The organism is Enterococcus sp. DIV2385 (genome assembly GCF_051711925.1).
In the GTDB taxonomy this organism is placed as follows: domain Bacteria; phylum Bacillota; class Bacilli; order Lactobacillales; family Enterococcaceae; genus Enterococcus; species Enterococcus faecalis.
Window position 1 is genome coordinate 564,872 of the sequence record NZ_JBIONV010000001.1, and the last position, 18,882, is coordinate 583,753.

Annotated in this window: 20 protein-coding genes; 17 read left to right on the plus strand and 3 right to left on the minus strand. The window is 37.9% G+C overall.

Going from position 1 to position 18,882, the window contains the following annotated elements; all coding sequences use genetic code 11:
• Positions 1-28 precede the first annotated feature (28 nt).
• Positions 29-3,043, plus strand: a complete 3,015-nt coding sequence (locus tag IGM04_RS02755) for a polysaccharide lyase 8 family protein (protein WP_086317673.1) — start codon at positions 29-31, stop codon at positions 3,041-3,043.
• Between the two features lie 68 nt (positions 3,044-3,111).
• Here IGM04_RS02755 and IGM04_RS02760 read toward each other — a convergent pair whose 3' ends face one another.
• On the minus strand, positions 3,112-3,435 hold the full coding sequence (locus IGM04_RS02760; protein WP_002355697.1) for a DUF960 domain-containing protein: 324 nt from the start codon (positions 3,433-3,435) through the stop codon (positions 3,112-3,114).
• Positions 3,436-3,685: 250 nt separating this feature from the next.
• Positions 3,686-4,291: a 50S ribosomal protein L25/general stress protein Ctc gene (locus tag IGM04_RS02765; protein WP_002420095.1), complete on the minus strand. Its 606-nt coding sequence runs from the start codon at positions 4,289-4,291 to the stop codon at positions 3,686-3,688.
• A gap of 330 nt (positions 4,292-4,621) precedes the next feature.
• Here IGM04_RS02765 and IGM04_RS02770 point away from each other — a divergent pair, with 330 nt between their 5' ends.
• Positions 4,622-5,404, plus strand: coding sequence for a pseudouridine synthase (locus IGM04_RS02770; protein ID WP_002361308.1), 783 nt, complete (start codon positions 4,622-4,624; stop codon positions 5,402-5,404).
• Positions 5,401-6,081, plus strand: a complete 681-nt coding sequence (locus IGM04_RS02775) for a YjjG family noncanonical pyrimidine nucleotidase (protein ID WP_086317674.1) — start codon at positions 5,401-5,403, stop codon at positions 6,079-6,081. Before IGM04_RS02770 ends, IGM04_RS02775 begins: the two co-directional genes overlap by 4 nt.
• A gap of 34 nt (positions 6,082-6,115) precedes the next feature.
• On the opposite strand, the gene IGM04_RS02780 is transcribed toward IGM04_RS02775, so the two are convergent.
• On the minus strand, positions 6,116-6,571 hold the full coding sequence (locus tag IGM04_RS02780) for a GNAT family N-acetyltransferase (protein ID WP_002355701.1): 456 nt from the start codon (positions 6,569-6,571) through the stop codon (positions 6,116-6,118).
• Positions 6,572-6,745: 174 nt separating this feature from the next.
• Here IGM04_RS02780 and udk point away from each other — a divergent pair, with 174 nt between their 5' ends.
• From udk to IGM04_RS02850, 14 genes are all read left to right on the plus strand, one after another.
• Positions 6,746-7,375, plus strand: coding sequence for a uridine kinase (gene udk / locus IGM04_RS02785; RefSeq protein ID WP_002355702.1), 630 nt, complete (start codon positions 6,746-6,748; stop codon positions 7,373-7,375).
• Positions 7,376-7,543: 168 nt separating this feature from the next.
• Positions 7,544-7,885, plus strand: a complete 342-nt coding sequence (locus IGM04_RS02790; protein WP_002355703.1) for a type II toxin-antitoxin system PemK/MazF family toxin — start codon at positions 7,544-7,546, stop codon at positions 7,883-7,885.
• A 103-nt stretch (positions 7,886-7,988) separates the two neighbouring features.
• On the plus strand, positions 7,989-8,954 hold the full coding sequence (locus IGM04_RS02795; protein WP_086317675.1) for a Gfo/Idh/MocA family protein: 966 nt from the start codon (positions 7,989-7,991) through the stop codon (positions 8,952-8,954).
• A gap of 369 nt (positions 8,955-9,323) precedes the next feature.
• The gene (locus IGM04_RS02800) at positions 9,324-11,243 is read left to right on the plus strand and encodes a BglG family transcription antiterminator (protein WP_002388793.1); all 1,920 of its coding nucleotides are present in this window, start codon (positions 9,324-9,326) and stop codon (positions 11,241-11,243) included.
• Positions 11,209-11,532: a PRD domain-containing protein gene (locus tag IGM04_RS02805; RefSeq protein ID WP_002386165.1), complete on the plus strand. Its 324-nt coding sequence runs from the start codon at positions 11,209-11,211 to the stop codon at positions 11,530-11,532. The genes IGM04_RS02800 and IGM04_RS02805 overlap by 35 nt, the downstream gene beginning before the upstream one ends.
• Positions 11,533-11,546: 14 nt before the next feature.
• Complete coding sequence (locus IGM04_RS02810) at positions 11,547-11,903, plus strand: glycine-rich SFCGS family protein (protein WP_002355707.1); 357 nt, start codon at positions 11,547-11,549, stop codon at positions 11,901-11,903.
• Positions 11,904-11,933: 30 nt separating this feature from the next.
• Positions 11,934-12,290: a DUF4312 family protein gene (locus tag IGM04_RS02815; RefSeq protein WP_002355708.1), complete on the plus strand. Its 357-nt coding sequence runs from the start codon at positions 11,934-11,936 to the stop codon at positions 12,288-12,290.
• Between the two features lie 15 nt (positions 12,291-12,305).
• Positions 12,306-13,085, plus strand: a complete 780-nt coding sequence (locus IGM04_RS02820; RefSeq protein WP_002355709.1) for a DUF4311 domain-containing protein — start codon at positions 12,306-12,308, stop codon at positions 13,083-13,085.
• Between the two features lie 19 nt (positions 13,086-13,104).
• Complete coding sequence (locus IGM04_RS02825; RefSeq protein WP_002355710.1) at positions 13,105-13,800, plus strand: DUF4310 family protein; 696 nt, start codon at positions 13,105-13,107, stop codon at positions 13,798-13,800.
• A 130-nt stretch (positions 13,801-13,930) separates the two neighbouring features.
• Entirely contained in the window at positions 13,931-15,244 is a 1,314-nt protein-coding gene (locus tag IGM04_RS02830) for a PTS sugar transporter subunit IIC (protein ID WP_002358780.1), read from the plus strand.
• Between the two features lie 25 nt (positions 15,245-15,269).
• A complete protein-coding gene (locus IGM04_RS02835; RefSeq protein WP_002363233.1) occupies positions 15,270-15,569 on the plus strand; it encodes a hypothetical protein in 300 nt (99 codons plus the stop codon).
• An 8-nt stretch (positions 15,570-15,577) separates the two neighbouring features.
• Positions 15,578-16,666 carry a DUF871 domain-containing protein gene (locus IGM04_RS02840; RefSeq protein WP_002355714.1) on the plus strand — a complete coding sequence of 363 codons (1,089 nt, stop codon included), beginning with the start codon at positions 15,578-15,580 and terminating at the stop codon, positions 16,664-16,666.
• An 8-nt stretch (positions 16,667-16,674) separates the two neighbouring features.
• Entirely contained in the window at positions 16,675-17,784 is a 1,110-nt protein-coding gene (locus IGM04_RS02845; protein WP_002373486.1) for an amidohydrolase/deacetylase family metallohydrolase, read from the plus strand.
• Complete coding sequence (locus IGM04_RS02850) at positions 17,774-18,880, plus strand: DgaE family pyridoxal phosphate-dependent ammonia lyase (RefSeq protein WP_086317676.1); 1,107 nt, start codon at positions 17,774-17,776, stop codon at positions 18,878-18,880. The genes IGM04_RS02845 and IGM04_RS02850 overlap by 11 nt, the downstream gene beginning before the upstream one ends.
• Positions 18,881-18,882: the final 2 nt, after the last annotated feature.

The window sequence follows — 18,882 nt, forward strand, 5'->3', positions numbered from 1 at the left end:
TTACGATAATTTTTTAGGAGGAGAAAGAATGAAAAACAGGAAAATATGGGTAATGCTGGTCGGACTGTTTACTGCTTTGACGAGTGGATTTATGGGAACCACCCTTACTTTTGCAGAAGAAAACGAAGCGAGCCAAACGATTGAGCAACCCTCTTACATTTCAGATTTCCCCAATCAAGTTGGGCATTGGCAAGATTTGGTGGGAACAGCAGAAAAAAAGAATGATTCTGCTGGTTTATGGATCGCAAACACGAAGCAAGGGACAAACCTCGAATCTGTCTCTATCAATCTTGATGCACGCGAACAATCTTCAGGAGATCTTGAACTAACCTTTTTATATGAAGGACAAAGTAACTTTGGATTGGTTTTTCGCGGAGATAAACAAAAGACGAGTCAATGGCAATCTTTTGCTTATAATCGTGACGGTCGCTGGCAATTAGGACAACCAGGCGGTAAATGGCTAACTAATATTCCGGGACCAACATTACTAAGTGGCCAACAATATAAACTGCTGGTTCGCTATGACGGAAAAAAAATTCAGACATTCCTGAATGATCAATTATTTTATGAAAATGAAGAGGTTCATTATCCTGATGGTACGTCCATTAATGATGACTGGACGGGCGCTGTAGGAATTAGACTATTTGGTAATCTATCAAAGCTGAATATCATTTCTATGAAAAGTGGCTCCGTTGGTAGCATTCCTGTTATCGATTCATCTGCAGAATACCGAGGATTAAAAGAAAAATGGCGAAATCAGCTTGTTTCCAAAGAATATGATTCAACTAACCAAGCGCTTGTAGACTACGTCCAAAAAATCTCCAATGAAGCAACAGAACTCGATCAAACGATGAATAAAGAGCCGAACCGCAGCTATTTATGGCCACTAGAGCCTGGCAATACGCCATCTGCTGATTTAACGACTCAATTTACCAAATTGCAAAAATTAGCGTTAGCCTATGGAACGAAGGGGAGTACGCTTTACCAAGATGACAAATTGGCAGCAACCATTATTGATGGCTTAGATTTTATGGTAACGCAAAAAGGATATGATGGGAAAAAGTACCATGGAAATTGGTGGGACTGGCAAATTGGTGTGCCACAGAAGTTTCTTAATATTCTAATGATTTTAGAGGATAAAGTTTCTCCGGAAAAGCAACAAATCTATACAAATGCGCTGAGCAGTTATGTCCCAGATCCATTTAAACAGTTGTATACAAAACCACAAGGAACGTTTGTGGATTTAGCTTTTATCCCAAATTTTGTGACATCAGGAGCGAACCGAACGGACTTAGCTTTAACTGTTTTGGGGTTAGGAATTTTACAAAAGGATAGCGGGAAAATTAACCAAGCATCCAGTAGTATCGTCGATGTATTTAAATTAGTCACAAAAGGTGATGGTTTTTACCAAGATGGTTCTTTTATCCAGCACAATAACATTCCTTATACAGGTTCGTATGGAAATGTTTTGGTGAAAGGGGTTGGACAAATTTTGGCCATTACAGCAGATTCATCTTTTCAAATGGATGCAACTCTTGTGACAGAATTTGTTGAAAATGTTGATCGGGCCTTTCTTCCTTTGATTTATAAAGGAGAAATGCTACCAACTGTGAATGGCCGTTCCATCTCAAGAGCCCCAGCAGTTGGAAAAACAGGCTATGGCTCAACTACCATGTATAATTTATTAATTGTGGCTAAATTTGCTCCTAATAATTATCAAAAGAAATTTCAAGAAGCCGTTAAATATTGGATGAAGGAGAACCCAGATTATTATTTGACAAATGCTCGTGATTTTAATGATTTACAGATGACTATGCAACTTTTAACTAATCCAGAAATTACGGGAGGGCAACTTCCTTTTACAGGCACGAAACTTTATGCTTCGATGGATCGATTTGTCCAACGAACACCTAGTTATATGTTTGGGCTAGGCTTGTATTCAAAGCGCACTGCATCTTTTGAAGCAGGGAATAAAGAAAATAAACGTGGCTGGCACACTGGTGACGGAATGATGTACGTATATAATGATGACGAGGTTCAATTTAATTCCAGCTATTGGCCAACTGTAGATCCCTATCGACTACCAGGAACAACGGTAGATACCATTTCTTTGGCAGATGAAGTTTCAGCATTTACAACAATCACATCGAAAGAGCAATGGGTTGGTGGAGTAACGTCAGACAATCAGGCAGTAGTTGGGATGGCTCTTAATAAAGACGGGACCAAAAATAATGGGAAACTTTTACCTATGAACCTACAAGCTAAAAAATCTTGGTTTGTATTAAATGGGCAAATTATCGCATTAGGCGCAGGAATTAAAGGGGATACAGAAGCTTCGATTGAGACAGTTGTTGATAATCGTTTGTTAAATGATGCCTATCAGTATCAAGTGCTATCAAATATTGGGGAGATTCATGAGAAAAATGAAACGAGTAAAAAACAATGGTTATTACTAAAGTCGGATCATTCCAATGCTAATATGGGTTATTATTTTCCAGAAGAAACAACGGTAAATGTTAAAAGTGAAACTAGAAAAGGAACCTATAAAGCAATTAATGAAGCATTTCCAAGTGATAAAGAATATGTAGGTGATTATCGAACATTTACGATTCAACATGGTCAACACCCAACGAACGAGCATTATGCTTATGTAGTTTTACCAGGAATCGATGAAACTGATTTAAAAACATATGCTGCCAAAAAAACAGTAGAAGTTCTCTCAAATACAGAAGAAATTCAAGCAGTTAAGCAAGAAGAAGAAGGCTATCTTGGGGTTAACATTTGGTCAGAAACTGGCGGTACAATAGCAGGGATTACCTCAAATAAAGCTATTTCTTTAATGAGAAAGACACAACAACACCAAAAAACGTATACTTTCTCTGATCCCACACAAACAACTAAGACACTGACTTTAAAAATACCAAAAGATTACAGCACAGTAATTAGTCAAAGTGACGGAATCACTTATGATGATGCAACAGAAACCTTTACTATTAATTTTGAAAATGCCGCAGGAAGTAGTAAACAAATTATTGTAGAATAACTAAAAGAAATTAAAGTAGCCTCAAATTCCAGTTTAATCGGAATTTGAGGCTACTTTGTTGAAATTATTTAAGATTCTAACATTTCTGCAGGTAATAAAATCGTTTCACGATGGCCATCATCAAAAGCAAAAATTCGCGACGGATATGCCGTAGAATAACTAAATGGTAAGTCGATTGCCATTTCTACTGAACTATTTTCCTGAGAAAAATGGACAGTCACTTTGCCATTATTGTTCAACAAATCAAAGTGAAGTAAGTCGTTTAAAGGGATAACCCCTTTTAGATTTAAGTCAATAATCAACCAAATACTATCAATTAAGCCACTAGGTAAGCTGGAAACAACACCTAATGAAGCATAGCGGCTACGGTCACTATCAAAACGTTCAAACATATGGATGACCTCCTTTTTGTTTACTTACTTTTAGTATACTGCAAATTTAAAAAAAAGAAATTGTTTCGTTTGAAAATATTGCGTAGATTAGCAAAAATTTAATATTCCTCTGTAGCTTCCTAGCTTTGCAGGTGTCATCATTTATGTGAAGAAATCAAGATATGCAGTAAAAGAAAATGGGACGTACGTTGTTTCAACGTACATCCCATTTCTAAAACTTAAGAGAATCAGCTGAACAAAAGTGTACTCTTTATTCAGCTAATTCTGGTTCAGTCGTTTCAGCAGCTGTTCCTTCTTCTTCAGGAGCAGTTTGTGCTTCAACAATAGCAACTAGTTGTTCTTCTGGATCAGTTAAAATTTCATAGTCTTTGTGTTCAGGTAAATCAGCGATTGTAAGAGCATCACCAATTTCTAAGTTTGTAATATCTACTTCAATTGATTCTGGCAATTTATCTGGTGTGGCTGCCACTAAAACAGTGTACAAGTTTTGAGCTAAGGTACCCCCAGCTTTCACACCTGCAGATTCACCAATTAATTGAACTTCTGCTTCGACTTCTGTTGTTTCTTTCATATTTACAGATAAGAATTCAACATGAAGCATTTGACCAGTAAAGGTATCTAATTGTGCTTTCGACATTAATGTGTTGATGTTTTTGCCATCAACTGTCATTTTAATAACGGTGTTAGCACCATGTTCGCGTAAAATTTTTGATAAGTCTTTTTCTTCAAAATAGATTGGTGTACTTTCAATTTGGTAACCGTAAACAATGGCAGGTACTTTCCCTTCGTGACGTAGCTGATTTCTTAGTGAACGTGGACGGATAGCTCTTTCTTTAACTTCTAATTGTACTGACATAACCTAATTCCTCCTTGAAATAATGAGTGATTTGGTTAAACTCAGAAACAAAACATAATGGAAAAAAGAAACTCTTTTTTCAGTTGTTCTTGTCTAGAAAAATGCTAACAATAATCAAAAAATCCCCACAAATATTGCCAGGCAACACTCATGGGAATGGTTCATTGTTATCGTTGTTCTCTCCCAGGTCATTACGCTGTTTTTGAGAAACCTTTATTTACTTTACTTATTAACCGTAACACTTATATTTTTATACGTCAAGGAATTACCTTTTTCCACTTTTCATCTTTAACGGATTCCACTATACTTATACCAGAATGGAGCTGAACAATGCGATTAGATAAATTACTAGAAGAACTTCAGTTTGGATCACGCAAAACGGTGAAACGATTAATCAAAGGCAAGCAGGTCACTGTGGATGGCATCGTGACTTTAAATGAAAGCCAAAATGTCGATGCGCAATTACAAATGATTAAAGTAAAAGGACAATTAATTTCGCATAAGACCCATGTGTACTATATGTTGAATAAGCCAAAAGGTGTGGTTAGCGCTGTCTCAGATGCATCTAAAAAAACAGTTATTGATTTGATTGCGCCACAAGACAGACGCCCTGGTCTTTATCCAGTGGGCAGACTCGATGGCGATACGGAAGGGTTACTTCTATTAACAGATAATGGACAATTAGGGTATCAATTAATTCGGCCAAATAAAGAAGTAGCGAAATGTTATGAAGTGAAAGTCAATGGTTTGGTCTCTGCAGAAGATTGTGCTAAATTTAAAGATGGGATTGTTTTGCAAGGAGGCATTCAATGTAAGCCAGCAAAAATAACTGTTCTTGCAGCGACTGAAACGGAGAGTCATGTTTTCCTGACTATTCAAGAAGGAAAATTTCACCAAGTGAAAAAAATGTTTTTATCTGTGGGGAAAAAAGTGACTGCTTTAAAACGTCAAACTATGGGGCCGTTGCGGCTAGATCCGCAATTACCTTTAGGTGCTTATCGTTCATTAACAAGAGAAGAGTTACAATTGCTATTGCCTTATTTTTTTATTGAAAAACAACAAACAAGCAAAGCGTTACCGAGTAATTTGAAAAGAGAAGAGGAACGGAAATGAAAACATTGCTTTTTGATGTTGATGATACATTGTTAGATTTTAAATTGGCTGAAAAGAAGGCGCTCCATGCCTTATTTGAAGAAGAAAATGTACCATTTACATCTGAAGTCGAGTCAACATACCACCGAATTAATCAAGGATTATGGCGTTCATTTGAAGAAGGAAAAATAACAAAAGATGTTCTCCTTGATACACGGTTTGGTTTATTGTTTGACGCGTTTAATCGAGAAGTTGATAGCGTTAGAATGGGAGAAAACTACCGAGAATATTTAAGTAAAGGACATGACTTGCTTGGCAATAGTCAACGTATCTTGGAAAAATTAGCACCCCATTATGATTTATATATTGTGACAAACGGAGTGGCAAAAACACAGTATCGTCGGTTGGAAGATTCGAAATTAATGCCTTATTTTAAAGATATTTTTGTTTCAGAAGAAGTGGGTTATCAAAAACCGATGAAAGAGTATTTTGATTTTGTTTTTGAACGGATTCCTAATTTTAGTAGAGAAAAAACAATGATTATTGGCGATTCTTTGCATTCAGATATTCAAGGAGGCCAACAAGCGAAAATTCAAACTGTTTGGCTCAATCCGACCTCCGCTCCAGCAACACCAACCATTCAACCCAATTATACGATTCAACAGCTAGATGAGTTGTTACCAATTCTTGGGCATTAAAAAACAACATTTCCTGTACAGGAAATGTTGTTTTTTAACTTAAATGTAACCGTAAGCGAACCATATCTTTTAAAGGCAAGCCGTTTTCCATAATGGGCTCATCATAATGATGGATAAAAAAATCTGGTTCAATATGTGTCATTCGAAAACCGACTTTTTGGTAGAGATATAGCTGTTGAAAGCCTGTGCTCCCAGTCCCAATCTCCAAGTAATCATACTTTTCTTTTTTGGCAAAATCAATGGCAAAATGTAATAACTCTTGTCCGATGCCCCGCCCTCGGCTTTCTTCTGAGACAGCGATGTTTACGATTTCCAATGTCCGTGGGTGAGTCGGCAACAGGACTAAAATTCCTTGAAGTTCTTCAGTCTGATAGTCAAAGCAAATGCCGCGGGTAATGTAATCTTCCACCATTTTTTTTGAGGGATCTGCCTCATAAAGAAGAGCGTAATGCGCAGTTGTAAGTGCTTCTTTTTTGACTTTTTTAATCATAGGTAGGATTCTCCTTTTATTGATAAGTATACTGTAATTGAAAGAAGTGTGGGCAGATTTTTCATAAGAAGATAAAAATCACATGAAAAGTCTTGGAAAAGGTCTGGCATTCTTCAGAGTTTTCATTATAATAGTAAAAGACAATGAAGTTTTTGAAAAGAAAGAGGTTTATACATGAAAGATAGTCAGCCAATTATCATTGGTGTTACTGGCGGATCAGGAAGCGGAAAAACCAGTGTTAGCCGTGCGATTTTTAATAATTTTCCCGATCATTCAATTATGATGTTAGAACAGGATTCTTATTATAAAGATCAGAGCCATTTGAGTTTTGAAGAACGTTTAAATACCAATTATGATCATCCTTTTGCGTTTGATACAGATTTATTGATTCAACATGTTGAACAACTGTTAAACTATCAAGCCATTGAAAAGCCAGTTTATGACTACGTTGCGCATACAAGAAGTACAGAAACGGTGATCCAAGAACCGAAAGAAGTAATTATTCTTGAAGGAATTTTAATTTTAGAAGATCGCCGCTTAAGGGATTTAATGGATATTAAAGTGTATGTGGATACAGATGATGACATCCGTATTATTCGTCGAATCAAGCGTGATATGGAAGAACGTGGCCGTACGTTGGATTCTGTGATTGAACAATATTTGACAGTCGTCAAGCCCATGTATCACCAATTTATTGAACCTACGAAACGTTATGCAGATATCATTGTGCCAGAAGGTGGCGAAAACCACGTCGCTATTGATTTAATTAATACAAAAGTGGATAGTATTTTAACAAAAATGTAATAGTCAGCTTAAATAGCCGTCTCTATATCAGAGTCGACTGTTTAAGCTTTTTTTGACTTTTAAAGGGTGGTTTTATCAAATATTTTAAGGGATAGCTAAAAAGTTGAAAATATTGCAAGAAACAATATGCTATAATTTTTTAAAGGAAAAGGAGGGAAGGGAATCTGAATGATAAAAAGAGGTGAGGTTTTTTATGCGAATCTCTCACCAGTTGTTGGTTCTGAACAAGGTGGGATTCGACCTGTCCTGATTATTCAAAATAACAAAGGTAACTTATTTAGTCCAACGTTGATTGTTGCACCGATTACCCGTAACGTAAGCAAGCGGCTGCAACCAACGCAAGTCCTCATCGAAATTCCCCATAACGAGTGCAGGACGCCATCACTTATTTTGTTAGAACAAATTCGAACATTGGATAAAGAACGAATGCTACACAAGGTTTGTCAACTTTCTCGTGAAGAGATGGAACAGGTCAATCAAGCTTTAAAAGTTAGCGTTGGTATCCGTTAATTTACATATAAAGAAATCGTTTTGGGGAAACGGTTTCTTTTTTTTTGTTGAAATGGTTTCCAAATATTCGTTTTTCTCGTATAGTGAAAGAGGAGGCGATCACATGGATAAAATTCGTTATGGAATTATGAGTACTGCCCAAATTGTCCCAAGATTTGTAGCAGGGCTTCGAGAAAGCGCGCAAGCTGAAGTGCGCGGGATTGCATCAAGGCGTTTAGAGAATGCTCAAAAAATGGCTAAAGAATTAGCGATTCCGGTGGCTTATGGCAGTTATGAAGAGTTATGTAAGGATGAAACAATTGATATTATTTATATTCCCACCTACAATCAAGGACATTACTCAGCAGCTAAGCTTGCGTTATCACAAGGAAAACCCGTCCTACTGGAAAAACCATTTACATTAAATGCTGCTGAAGCAGAAGAACTCTTCGCAATCGCACAGGAGCAAGGGGTTTTTCTAATGGAAGCTCAGAAGTCTGTCTTTTTACCAATTACCCAAAAAGTAAAGGCAACGATTCAAGAAGGGGGATTGGGAGAGATTTTATGGGTTCAGTCAGTTACTGCCTATCCCAATGTGGATCATATTCCCTGGTTTTACTCGAGAGAAGCGGGTGGTGGAGCGCTTCATGGCTCAGGAAGTTATCCATTACAATACTTACAATACGTATTAGGGAAAGAGATTCAAGTGGTTACGGGAACCGCAACGTATCAGCAAGGGGCGACGGATAGTCAATGTAATTTAGCTTTGAAATTTGCTGAAGGGACGCTGGGCAATATTTTTATTAATGTTAGTTTAAAGATACCTAGTGAAATGACCATCTGTGGGACAAAAGGGCAAATCGTTATTCCTAATTTCTGGAAAACAGATTGTGCTTATTATACAGATACTCAAGGCAACACTGTCAAATGGTCTGAACAATTCACTAGTGAATTTACGTATGAAATCAATCATGTGAATCAATGTTTACAAGACAAAAAGTTAACTAGCCCCGTAATGACGAAGGAATTAACGATAGCAACCGTTAAAATTGTTGAAAGTTTTTATCAAGAATGGTTCGATAACGAATAATTACCATCACTTGCTATCCAAACTATTCTGTGTTAAAGTGTGTTTTATGCGACGAGTTGACTCAATCAGATAGCTTCGGCTATTCCGTTTTGACGGCTAGTGATTGTCAAACACAACGACACCAGATAGTACGGCTATCAGTTACCGGATTTGTAACGTGTCGGACAGAATACTTTTGTGGAGAAGGTCTCTGTCTATTTATGCAAATAAATAGTGTGGTATCCCTTAACAGTTACTACTGTTAAGGGATTTTTTTGTATGAAAAGAGAAGTGTTGCACTTTTATAAGTGCAACTTTTTTGTGTTGTGGAACAGATAAAATAACGCTATAGTTTTAAGTGTAAAGGGAAAAGAAAAGAGGTGACAAGGCATGACCGTGTTGTTGTCCAAAAGAGCGATAAATATTTTATTGATGCTTTTGGATTTGGAAGGGAGCATTACCACGCAAGAATTAGCTGAGAACTTTACTGTCAGCGTTCGAACAATTAAGTATGATTTAGAAGATATTCGTGCTTGGTTTGAACAGCACGATGAGACACTTTATTCAAAACGAAATAAGGGAATCTGGCTAGATTTACCTGACTCTAAACGCTTACTGTTAAAAAATGAAATTATCGATGTCGATCGATTTGAAACCTATCCTGATCAAAAAAGACGAGTCAATGTATTGATTTTTCAGTTATTGTCAGTCAAAGGGTACTTAACGGCACAACAGCTAGCAGATGAATTATTAGTGAGTCGAAACACAATTGTCAGTGATTTGGAACAGGTCGAACGGTTGCTGCAAGCATATGATTTAACCTTAATTCGCCAAGCACGGCAAGGGTTTACAATTAGTGGTGAAGAAAGCAATGTACGATTACTGATGGAATTTATCACTCAAAAAGAACTTACAGAATACGATATTTACCAAATTATGAACTATGTGACAAAGACAAAAGGGGCTGAAAAAATCCCTAAAATTAAATTTGGGTCAGGGACATTGTTTCAAGGTTGTTATCGTAGTGCATTGAAAAAAATGCGAAATTTAATTAATCCACTCGATCAAAATCAATTTGATTATGCCGAAATATTATCTATTACGTTGAGAGTGGCAATTGCCGCAGCACGTATGCAGATGGCACATACAATTGGGACTTACCGAGTGTTATCGCAAAAAACACGCTTTGAACAACGGAACGAAGTACCACTTTTACTTTTACAAGAGGTGTTTGAACGTTATGACTTGCCTTTATTAGCGGATGAATATTTTTATATTTATAGTGATTTATTCGGAACCCATCAACGGCAAGATATGGTTCAATTAACAAAGCAAGTGATTGAAAGCGTTTCAAAAGAGCTGAATTATCCTTTTGTAAATGATCGCCAATTATTTACGAACTTGTTTGCACACCTGTCCTTACGTTTTACAAAGAAACATTTATTTATTAATGAATACAATCCGTTTTCTGAAGAAATCAAAGGAAAACACCCAGCGTTATTTTTAGCTATTCAAAGTGCCTGTAAACAATTAATTCAACGTTCTGTTTTGTTAGTCAACGATTCTTTCTGCGCATATATTGCGTTGCATTTTTTGGCAGCTCAGGAACGACAACAGCAGGAAGCTAAAGTTGTTAGGATTGTGTATGTTTGCTCGACGGGCTTAGGTGTGACCAGTTTAATTGAACAAAAAATTTTAGAGGAAGTACCAAACGTTGAACTCGCAGGATTTGCTTCTGTTTTAAATGCAACTGAAGTGATTCAAGCAGAAAAGCCCGATTTGGTATTGAGTATTTTCCCAATTGAAGAAATGACATACCCATTTATTAAAGTTAGTCCATTGTTGACGGACACAGACTTAAGTTTGATTCGGGAAGAGGTCGATAAAATTTTATTAGGGAAACGTCAAGGAAAAGGTACCGCTCGCTCCACGAAATCTGATGTAATTGAAAAAAATGAACGGATACAAAGCCAAGATTTATTAGTAAAAGCGTATATTATTTATGAAGAGTTAAAACGAATGTTTCAAACAAAGTTACTGAGCGAATATCAAGAAGCCTTTTTACTTCACGTTTTATTAATGACACATCGGATTACGTTTAATAAACAATACGAAGAGATTCCTTGTAATAGAGAAGTATCTCATGAACGGCAAGAAGAAATTCGGCAAATTGAATGTTTATTTGCTAAAAATGAGTTACCTGTCAATCATGCTGAAATTTCAGCATTACTTAATTATTTAGAACAACCAAAGGAGGAAGAGGATGGAACTAGCAATGGAAGCACAGGAGATCATTCGACAAAGTGCTGAACCAGAAAAGCTACAATCGATTATCAAACAAACCAGTGCGCGATTAGCAGAAGCACAAATTGAACCAACGGAATTACAGTGGACGATTTTGATTAACCATCTCAATGAGATGCTGAATCGTTCAAGAGAAGGAACGACATTAGCTGGTGTTGATCGGACGTTATTTACGGAACTAACACCAGAAACGTTGAAAATTGCACAAGAAACAACAGAAGCAATTGGTCAGTTATCAGAAGATGAATGGTATGTTTTAGCTGTTCATTTTGAAGTTGCTAAACAAAACAATTAATAGGAGGAAAAGTTATGATTACAGTAGTTATCGCAGATCGTTTAGGAAAAGGACAAAATGTTGCAAAAGGAGTGGAGCAAGCCGGTGGTCGCGCGGTTGTTGTTCCAGGAATGGGCGCTGATATGCGTTTAGGAGATGTGATGCAACAAGAAAAGGCAGATTTAGGCATTTCTTTCTGTGGCAGTGGTGGTGCAGGGGCGTTAACGGCTGCTACTAAATACGGGTATCCCGAAAGACATGGCATGCGATCAATCGAAGAAGGGGTAACAGCAATTAACGATGGGAAAACTGTTCTTGGATTTGGTTTTATGGATCAGGAAGAACTTGGTAAACGAGTAACTGAAGCGTTTATTAAGAAACACGGAGCATAGAAAGTAGTAACTTAGAAAGGAGCGGTAATTATGGATGCCACAAAACGGTCAACACAAACCGTGATTGTTTCTGGAAAAGGTAATAAGAAGAATGAAGCTTTTGCAAGTGCATTGAATGATGTTTCAAAAAAAGTATTAAAAGAAACAACAGAGGTCCTCATCCGGATTGAACCGAAAGAAGTAACTATTCGTCAGGCAAAAGAACAAGTTTATACAGAAAAATTTCTGTTCTTCTTCTTTCCTAGAAAGAGAGTGATTTATCATGTCGAACTAGCTGTAGAAGTGGAAATCCAAGCCATTGCAGTCGAAGAAGTTGATTTTTTAACGGAAACAATTAAAGAACCGAACGCAGTAGTAGTTCCGTTTCTTTCAAAAAGAGGCGTATAAAGGGAGGAAGAAGGAATGGAATTTGTAATCATTTTGCTGAAGTCATTGCTTATTGGTGGTTTACTAGGTTTTGCAGCTGGCGCAGGCGCTGCTCGGATGTTTCATGCACCACAAACGCAAGGGTTAGGGGCATTTAGAACATTAGGAGAAATGAACGCGGCACAAGGAGATCCAGCATCACACTTTTCTTTTGGTTTAGGTTTTTTCTTTAATGCTTGGGCTTCGGCCGTGGGAGCAGGGGCCTTTACACAAGATGTGACCCACCGGATTGTGCCTAACTGGGCTGCAGCAATTTTATTGGTAAAGGATAAAGATGTCACTAAAACGATGCATAATCCCAAAAAAATGGGGATTGTCGGGGCCTTTGTAGGAATGGCGACTGTGGCTTTCTTAAATAGTACAGCTGCAGCAATTCCAGAATCGCTACAAGTAACAGCAGTTGCGGTGTTGGTACCTGCAGCAACGATTTTAATCAATACTGTGATGCCCGTTTTATTCTGGCTAGCGGCTTTAGATGCAGGAAAACGGACGGGTTTCTGGGGAACGTTATTTGGCGGATTATCTCAATTAGTCATGGGCAATGCTGTCCCAGGAGTTGTATTAGGGATCTTAATCGGTAAAGGTGTCGATGATTTAGGGTGGACCCGAATGACACGTGGCATGCTTGGTGCCATTATCTTATTATTTATTTTAAGTGGCTTCTTCCGAGGGTTCGACTTAGAAATGATCGAAAGTTTCCGCTTGTCTATTCCTCAATGGTTAAATAATTTACACAATGTCTTCACCGTTAAATAGAAAAAAGGAGGTCTCATAGATGGAACAGCAAGAAAAAAATGAATGGGCACAACAAGAACAAGAAATTCAAGAAGGTTTAAAAGGCAAAAGTTTTTGGTATGCTGATTGGGGCTTTCCGATTTTAGTCGGGATTATGTCAGCGGCAATTTTTGCAGGAACACATATGTATGTAGTTTATGGTGTGGGCGCCTTTAATGAAGTTTCAATTGTTGCGATGCTAAAAGCTGGTTTAGATGGTGGTTCTTATGGCGCTGCCGCAGCATTTGGTGCAAGTTTCCTGTTTGCACGAATTTTAGAAGGTTCTTTAGTCGGGATTTTAGATTTAGGTGGCTCAATTTTAACGGGGATCGGGATTGGCGTACCTGCAATTTTCCTCAGCATGGGAATTAAAGCGCCTGTAGAAAACTTTGGCTTAGCCCTTTTAACGGGTGCGATACTAGGGTTAGCAGTTGGCGGCGTAATTGTGTTGATTCGGAAATTTACTATCAATCAAGGAAATTCCACTTTTGGTGCGGATGTGATGATGGGGGCTGGTAATGCCTCAGGACGTTTCTTAGGCCCGTTAATTATTTTGAGTGCGGCGGGTGCTTCGATTCCTATTGGGATTGGTGCCACATTAGGAGCTTTAGGTTTTTACATTTGGAAAAAACCAATCGCTGGGGGCGCAATTTTAGGTGCAATGATTTTTGGTGCAATATTCCCGGTTTCTTTATAATAAGAAAAAGCCTTTTGTTTTGCACTTTCTCTGTCATAAATAAGGATAAGCGTTTACATTATAATGTTACTATGTTATTATAAATGCGAAATAATTATTATTTTTATTAGTTGAACGGAGGAATTAACAAATGAATGGTTTTGTACAGTGGATGGAAGTTAAGTTAATGCCGATTGCGAATAAATTTGGTTCGCAACGCCATATGACAGCGATTAGAAAAGGATTAATTGCAACGATGCCTTTAACAATTGTGGGCTCATTCTTTACAATTTTTCAAAATATTCCAATTGAGGCATACACAAAATTGATTGAACCTTATCAAGCAATTTTAGATATTCCTTCCCGCTATACGATGGGATTACTTGCACTTTATGCAACATTTGGGATTGCTTCATCATTGGCCAAAAGTTATAAGCTTGACTCTTTGACGTGTGGAATTTTAGCATTAATGGCCTTTTTAGTAACAGCGGCACCACCAACACGTGTCTTTGAAGATGTTGACAACGTCATTACAGCAGGGCGCTATATTAATTTAGCAAATTTAGGTTCAGCTTCTTTATTTGGTGCGATTGTAACAGCGCTGTTATCTGTTGAAATTTATCGCTTCTTTATTGAAAAAGATATTATGATTAAGATGCCAGATGGCGTACCGCCTGAAGTGTCAAATTCATTTATTGCGTTAATTCCAGGAGCAGTTATTCTTTTATTATTCTGGGTTATTCGCCACGTAATTGGTTTTGATTTGAATGGTTTCTTGAGTACGTTATTAATGCCACTTAAAGGTATCCTTGCTGGTAACAGTTTATTTGGCGGCTTACTAACAGTCTTCTTAATCTGTTTCTTCTGGGTTTTAGGGATTCATGGTCCAGCGATTATGGGCCCAGTTATTCGTCCTTTCTGGGATATGTCGATTGCAGAAAACCTTGAAGCTTTTACCAATGGTGCAAACGTTCATCAGTTACCTAATATTTTTACAGAACAGTTTTTACAATGGTTTATCTGGATTGGTGGCGCTGGAACTACGCTTTCTTTAGTTGTTTTAATGATGTTTTCTAAATCAACGTATCTGAAAAGTCTTGGCCGTTTATCGTTCTTACCAGGCTTGTTTAATATTAATGAACCAGTTATTTTCGGAACGCCGATCGTAATGAATCCTATTTTAGGTATTCCGTTTATCGTGGCACCGTTAATTACCACAACGTTATCTTATTTCTTAACAGTCGCTAATATAATTCCGATGATGGCTGCACGTTTAGCGTTTGCAATTCCAGCACCAATTGCTGCTTGGATGAGTACCAATTGGAGTTTCTCGGCCGCAGTATTAGTGATTGTTAACTTCTTAATTACAATGGCTATCTACTATCCATTTTTCAAAGTTTATGAAAAACAACAATTGGATAAAGAAGCAGAAGAATTAGCAGCTGAACAAGCAGCAAAAAATTAAAAAATGTTAGGGCGGGTGTTCTGATATGAATATCCTGCCCCTTCTAAGTCAGAGAAGAAAGTCAGGAGCGTATAAGATGATTATTTGGTTCATTTTCTTTTTTATCGTTAGTCAAATTATTATAGAAAAAGGGCAGTTGCCTACTGTTGTTTATCAATTTGGTTTGGTAAAGACGTTGGTTTTTACGGCAGTTTGTATTACTCTTTCCATGATAATTGGCGGATTTCTAAATCAACCAGTATTGCTCGTTGGCTCTACAACAATCCTGTGTAGCTCGGTGATTGCTTGGAAATTTCGAAATAAATTTGAAAATAGCGGAGTGTGAGAACGAAGATGAAAAGAGCATTAGGTGTATCAGTTTATCCAGATCATAGTGATATCAATCAAGATAAAGCGTATTTAAAAAAAGCCAGCGAATGTGGGTTTACTCGAATTTTTATGAGTATGTTAGAAGTGACCGATGGCAAAGAAGCGGTTCAGAAAAAATTTAAAGAATTAATTAGTTATGCGAAAAATTTAGGATTTGAAACAATTTTAGATGTCGTTCCAAGTATCTTTGATGAATTGGAAATTTCATATGATGATTTGACTTTTTTCAGCGAATTAGGAGCTGATGGGATTCGATTGGATACAGGGTTTGATGGAAATAAAGAAGCCATGTTGACGTTTAATCCATTCGGCGTGGCTATTGAGTTGAATATGAGTAATGATGTCGCTTATCTTGATAACATTTTGACGTATGAAGCGAATCGACCTTTCTTATATGGTTGTCATAACTTTTATCCACAAGCGGGAACTGCATTGCCGTATGATTTCTTTGAAAAATGTAGCATCCGTTTTAAAAAGGAAGGTATTCGGACAGCTGCTTTTATTTCATCACAGGTAGGTGAAATTGGTCCTTGGGATGTGAATGATGGGCTACCTACTTTAGAAATGCATAGACAGTTGCCAGTCACTGTTCAAGCTAAACATTTATTTGCAACAAATTTAATTGATGATGTTGTTATCGGAAATGCTTATGCTTCCAACGAAGAATTAGAAGCATTGGGTCAGTTGAATCGTTATCAAACAGAATTGACCATTGTTTTTGAAGAAGCGACTTCTGAAATTGAAAAAGAAATCGTAACAAAAAATCAACATTTTCGCCGTGGAGATATCACTCAGCAGATGATTCGCTCCACAGAAGTGCGTAAAAAATATAAGAATGAAGCTAATCCCCCACATGATAATCAAGCAATGCTACAACCTGGAGATGTTGTTGTGGGAAATGATGCATTTGGAAAATACAAAAATGAATTACAAGTCGTTTTAGAACCACATCAAGACTCACGCAAAAACCGAGTAGGGCGTATTATAGAAGAAGAACTTGTATTATTAGAATTCATTAAGCCTTGGACAAAATTTAGATTTATAGAAAAGTAGGGAAGAATATGGACTACGATTTACTTATAAAAAATGGACAGACAGTAGATGGTATGCCTGTTGAAATTGCAATTAAAGAGAAAAAAATAGCTGCTGTTGCAGCAACTATTTCAGGTTCTGCAAAAGAAACTATCCACTTAGAACCAGGTACTTATGTATCCGCAGGCTGGATAGATGATCACGTTCATTGTTTTGAAAAAATGGCTCTTTATTATGATTATCCAGATGAAATTGGGGTCAAAAAGGGTGTTACGACAGTGATTGATGCTGGGACAACAGGTGCTGAAAACATTCATGAATTTTATGACTTAGCGCAACAAGCAAAAACAAATGTTTTTGGATTAGTCAATATTTCTAAATGGGGCATCGTTGCTCAGGACGAACTCGCAGATTTAAGTAAAGTACAAGCGAGTTTAGTCAAAAAAGCGATTCAAGAATTACCAGATTTTGTTGTAGGGATTAAAGCCCGTATGAGTAGGACCGTTATTGGCGATAACGGCATTACGCCTTTAGAATTGGCCAAACAGATTCAGCAAGAGAACCAAGAAATTCCCTTAATGGTTCACATTGGATCAGCACCGCCTCATTTAGATGAAATTTTAGCCTTGATGGAAAAAGGGGATGTCCTAACCCATTGTTTTAATGGGAAAGAAAATGGTATCTTAGACCAAGCAACGGATAAAATAAAAGACTTCGCTTGGCAAGCGTACAACAAAGGGGTCGTATTTGATATCGGGCATGGTACGGATAGTTTCAATTTTCACGTAGCTGAAACAGCGTTGCGCGAGGGAATGAAAGCTGCATCAATTAGCACAGATATCTACATTCGTAACCGAGAAAATGGTCCTGTTTATGATTTAGCCACAACGATGGAAAAACTCCGTGTAGTCGGCTATGATTGGCCAGAAATTATTGAAAAGGTAACCAAGGCTCCTGCTGAGAATTTCCATTTAGCTCAAAAAGGCACGTTGGAAATAGGTAAAGATGCTGATTTAACGATTTTCACGATTCAAGCAGAAGAAAAAACATTGACTGATTCTAATGGATTGACACGAGTAGCCAAAGAGCAAATTCGCCCAATCAAAACAATTATTGGAGGACAAATCTATGACAATTAGTTACGAAAAATTCCACTTAAAAGAAGTCATTAATGCTTCTGGCAAAATGACCATTCTAGGTGTCTCCAAAGTTTCGGAGGCAGTCCTCGCGGCTCAACGATTCGGTGGTGAACATTTCTTTGAAATGAGTGAACTTAGTGTACAAACAGGGGCCTTTTTAGCCAACTTGTTGAAGGCAGAAGATGCACAAATCGTTTCCTCGGCTTCGGCGGGGATTGCCCAATCGGTGGCTGCCTTGATTGGAAAAGGCAGCTTGTACCACGCGTATCATCCTTATACAGAAAAAATCGAACAGCGGGAGATTGTTTTACCTAAAGGGCACAACGTGGACTACGGCACGCCTGTAGAAGTTATGGTAGCGCAAGGCGGCGGCCAAGTGGTGGAAGCTGGCTACGCCAACATGTGCAGTCCAGAACACGTGGAAATGATGATTTCTGAAAAAACAGCGGCCATTCTATACATCAAAAGCCACCATACCGTGCAAAAAAGTATGCTGACGGTGGCCGAAGCGGCCAAAGTGGCGCAACGCCACAAGGTGCCGCTAATTGTTGACGCGGCAGCAGAAGAAGATCTTTTCAAATACACCGAAGCAGGCGCTGATTTGGTGATTTACAGCGGCGCCAAAGCCATTGAAGGGCCAAGTGCCGGTTTAGTGGTCGGGAAAAAAGAATACATTGACTGGGTGCGCCTACAAGGCAAAGGCATTGGTCGAGCAATGAAAATTGGCAAAGACAATATCCTAGGCTTTACGCAAGCAGTGGAAGAATATTTGGCGCATGGCAGTGAATCAGGGGCTTCGATGCAAGAGCGCTTAAAACCGTTTGTTGAAGCCATCAACAACTTGTCAGATTTAACCGCTAAAATCGTCCAAGATGGCGCTGGCCGAGACATTTATCGCGCCAGTGTCAAAGTGGACGGCAGAAAAACCGCTAAGGAAGTCATCCAAGCGTTAAAAGCAGAAAGTCCAGCCATTTATACGCGAGAATATCAAGCCAACAATGGCATCATTGAGTTTGACATTCGTTCTGTCAATCAAGAAGAAATGAACAAAATCGTGCAACGATTACAAGAAATTATGGAGACAAAGGAGAAATAAGC